Annotated in this window: 3 protein-coding genes; all 3 read right to left on the reverse strand. The window is 71.5% G+C overall.

Going from position 1 to position 3,481, the window contains the following annotated elements:
- Nucleotides 1-238: 238 nt before the first annotated feature.
- Nucleotides 239-1,015, reverse strand: a complete 777-nt coding sequence (locus tag IE277_RS46335; RefSeq protein WP_189960117.1) for an SDR family NAD(P)-dependent oxidoreductase — start codon at nucleotides 1,013-1,015, stop codon at nucleotides 239-241.
- A 105-nt stretch (nucleotides 1,016-1,120) separates the two neighbouring features.
- Entirely contained in the window at nucleotides 1,121-2,032 is a 912-nt protein-coding gene (locus IE277_RS46340) for a proline iminopeptidase-family hydrolase (RefSeq protein ID WP_189960119.1), read from the reverse strand.
- Nucleotides 2,033-2,038: 6 nt separating this feature from the next.
- The coding region (locus IE277_RS46345) for a thioesterase domain-containing protein (protein ID WP_189960121.1) at nucleotides 2,039-3,481 on the reverse strand (1,443 nt) is incomplete at its 5' end.

A 3,481-nucleotide genomic window follows, 5' to 3' on the forward strand; every position in this document is an offset into this window, starting at 1 on the left:
TCACCCGAGTCCCCCGCGAACCGGATGATCACCCGGTCCAGGCGCCGCACGTCCTTCGCGGGCGCCGCCCCCGTTCGGGGCGGCCCGGTCGTTTCCACAGACATGCGTGTGCGGCTCCTGTCGGTCCGGTGAACTGCCTCTGAGCGGCGCCGGATGGGGCGTATACCTGGCCAGAGGCTAGCGACGGCCGTTAGAGGGGCACTCGTGTCCGCGTAGGCGGCCGGACCGCCCCCGGCGATCAGCCGGGGATGATCGGACCGAGGTACGTTCCGCCCGACACATCGAGGGTGCGGCCGGAGATGTAACGGCCCTGCGGGCCCACGAGGAAGGCGACGACGTCGGCGATCTCCTCGGGCTCGGCGAGCCGGCCGAGCGCGACGACGGACTCCAGCTGGGCGACGACCTCGGGGACCGAGGTGTAGTGGGCGGTCATGTCGGTGAGGACCGTGCCCGGCGCGACCGAGTTCACGGTGATGCCGCGCCGGCCCAGCTCGTTGGCCAGCGCCGGGGTCAGCGCGTCCAGCGCCGCCTTGGTGATGCTGTAGCCGATCTGGGTCGAGACGGAGAACCGGCTGGCCACCGAGCCGATGGTGACGATCCTGCCGCCGTCGTTCAGCATCGTCACCGCGCGCTGGGTCACGAAGAACGGCGCGGTCACATTGACCGCCAGCAGGGTGTCCCACTCCTCGGGGGTGATCTGCCCGATGGAGCTGTGGGAGGAGATGCCCGCGTTGTTGACCAGGATGTCCAGGCCGCCGCCGTCCGCCGGAAGCCGGGCCGCCAGGCCCTCGAAGAGCCGGTCCACCGCGTCGTCGTCACCGAACCGCGCCTGGACGGCGAACGCCCGGCCGCCCTCCTTCTCGATCCGCGCGACCGTCTCCGCCGCGGCGTCCTCGTTGTTCGCGTAGTGCACCGCGACCCGCGCGCCCTCGGCGCCCAGGCGTATCGCGATGGCCCTGCCGATGCCTCGCGAACTGCCCGTCACCAGTGCGGTCTTGCCCGCCAGCGTGCTCATGATGCTCGCTCCCCCTGTACGAATCGGGTCCGCCGGGCCCATGCCGGGCCCGGCGGTGTCGGCACCACTGTGGCGGATCATCCTCACCATGTCCTCGACACGGCCTCAGAGGCTGACGGAAACACCCTCCAGAAACTCCCGCATCACCTTCTGGAACAGCTCGGGCTCCTCCAGGTGGGGCAGGTGGCTGGACTCCTCGAAGATCTCCCAGCGGTTGTCCGGAATCAGATCGTGGAAGGGCTGTACGGTCGCGGGCGTGGCCTCGTCATGACGGCCGGAGATGATCAGGGTCGGTACGGCCACCTTCGGGCAGTGGTCGACGACCGACCAGTCCTTCAGGGTGCCGACGACATGGAACTCGCTCGGCCCGTTCATGGCGTAGTACACCGTCGGGTCGTTGTAGACCTCGTAGAACGAGGCCAGGTAGTCACGCGGCCAGGGCTTGAGCCGGCAGACGTGCTTCTCGTAGAACGGCCGCATCGCCGCGTGGTACTCCTCGGTGTCCGTGGTCCCCGCCGCCTCGTGCCGCAGTAGGGTCTCGTTGACGCCGGGCGGCAGCTCGGCGCGCAGCCGGGCCGCCTCCTGGAGCCACAGCGGGTAGGAGGCGGGCGCGTTGGCGATGACCAGTCCGCGCAGACCGGCCGGCCGCTCGGCGGCGAACTTGGTGACGAGCAGCCCGCCCCAGGACTGGCCGAACAGCACGTAGTTGTCGGCGATGCCCAACTTCTCCAGCAGGTTGGCGAGTTCGTCGGCGAACAGGTCGGGGGTCCAGAAGTCCGGGCCCTTGTCCGGCAGATGGGTGGAGCCGCCGTTGCCGAGCTGGTCGTACAGGACGACCGGGCCGGTGTGTTCGGCCAGCTCGCTGAGGTTGCGCAGATAGTCGTGGGTGCTGCCCGGACCGCCGTGCACGGCGACCAGCGCCGGGCGGCCCGAGGAGAGGTCACCGGTCACCTGGTACCAGGTCTCGTACGACCCGAACGGAACAGTTCCCTTACGGCGCTTGGGTGTGGCCGGCATGTCACATCACTTCCTGGTCTGGTGGGCGGACCCCGGGACGGCGGGCGTCCCGGAACTGTCGACGACCTCGGTGGAGAGCCACTCCTCGATGGCACGGGCGGTGACATCGGCACGCTCCTCGATGAGCGTGAAGTGGTTCGCGGGCACCGGGCACAGCGTGTGCTCCGGCTCCCAGGGGGTGGCGCGGCCCGAGGTCAGCTCCGGCGAGGGGTCGTCGCCGTCGGGCACGAAGGACTGCGTGCACTGGACGAACAGCACCGGCACGCCGACCCGCTCGACCGGCAGGTCCGGTACGAGCTCCACCCAGCGCCCCATGGCGGACAGCCGCGTGGTGTCGAACTCCCCGAACACCGACTCCTTGTCGAACAGGCCCTGGGCCAGCGCGTCCATGGGGACGCCCGCGTCGGCCCCGTCATGCACGGTGTAGGTGTCGAGCAGGACCACGCCCTGCGGACGGACGCCGAGCGTGTGCTCCAGATAGGCCGCGGTGGCGTAGGCCAGGGTGCCCCCGGAGGAGTAGCCGATCAGCACGAACGGCTCTCCGTCCGCCGCCTCCAGGACGGTGCGGGCCAGCCCCTGGACCGCCGCTTCGGGCGTCGCCGGCAGCAGTTCGCCGGCGTCGAAGCCGAGTACGGGCAGTGCGGAGGCCCGTCGGCCGGCGGAGAGCTGGGAGACGAGGCGGGCGTGCTGGTAGGAACCGCCGGTGGCCATCGGGGTGTTGACGAAGACCAGGTGCGGCCCGTCGGTTCCGTCGGCGAGCCGGGTGGCCGCCGGGACCCGGTCCAGCTCGGCCGCCTCCGCGAAGGACGGCCGCACGGCCGCAGCGGCACGCAGCAGGTCAAAGCCCTTGTCGGCGTAACCGCCGAAGACGGCGCCGTGGAAGAGGTCACGGAGGGTCTCGCCGGTCGGCCGGGGGGCCGCCGGTGTCTTCTCCGCGGCCGCCGACGGCGCCTGTACGGCGTACTCGTCCAGCAGCAGGGCGGCCAGCCGGGCCGGGGTCTCGCTGTCGAAGACGACCAGCGGCGGCAGCTTCAGGGCGGTGTCCCGCATCAGGGTGTTGCGCAGTTCCATCGCGCTGAGCGAGTCGAACCCGGACTCCAGGAAGCCGCGGTCGACGTCGACGGCCGCCGGGCCGGCGTGACCGAGGAGGGCCGCCGCCCGCTTCTGGACCAGCTCCCGCAGCGCCGCCTCCTGCTCGGCCCGGGGCGCCTTGCCGATCCGCGACCAGATGACCTCGGCCTCGGCCGCACCGGCCCCGGCGGCCCGCCGCTGGGCGGAGACCGGCCGCAGCAGCGCCGCGGATGCCTCGGCCCGGGTCTTCAGAGCGGTGCGGTTGATGTGGAGTGGGACGGTGGCGGGGCGGCCGGAGACGAGCGCCGCGTCGAACAACGCGAGGGCTTCCTCGGCCGACAGGGGCGGCAGCCCCTGCCGCTGCATCCGCTTGACGTC

The sequence above is a fragment of the Streptomyces alanosinicus genome (assembly GCF_014650595.1).
In the GTDB taxonomy this organism is placed as follows: Bacteria; Actinomycetota; Actinomycetes; order Streptomycetales; family Streptomycetaceae; genus Streptomyces; species Streptomyces alanosinicus.

Bases quoted from the DNA above. Each gene is read 5' to 3' on its own strand.
- IE277_RS46335 (WP_189960117.1), bottom strand. From the start codon at position 1,015: ATGAGCACGCTGGCGGGCAAGACCGCACTGGTGACGGGCAGTTCGCGA.
- IE277_RS46340 (WP_189960119.1), bottom strand. From the start codon at position 2,032: ATGCCGGCCACACCCAAGCGCCGTAAGGGAACTGTTCCGTTCGGGTCG.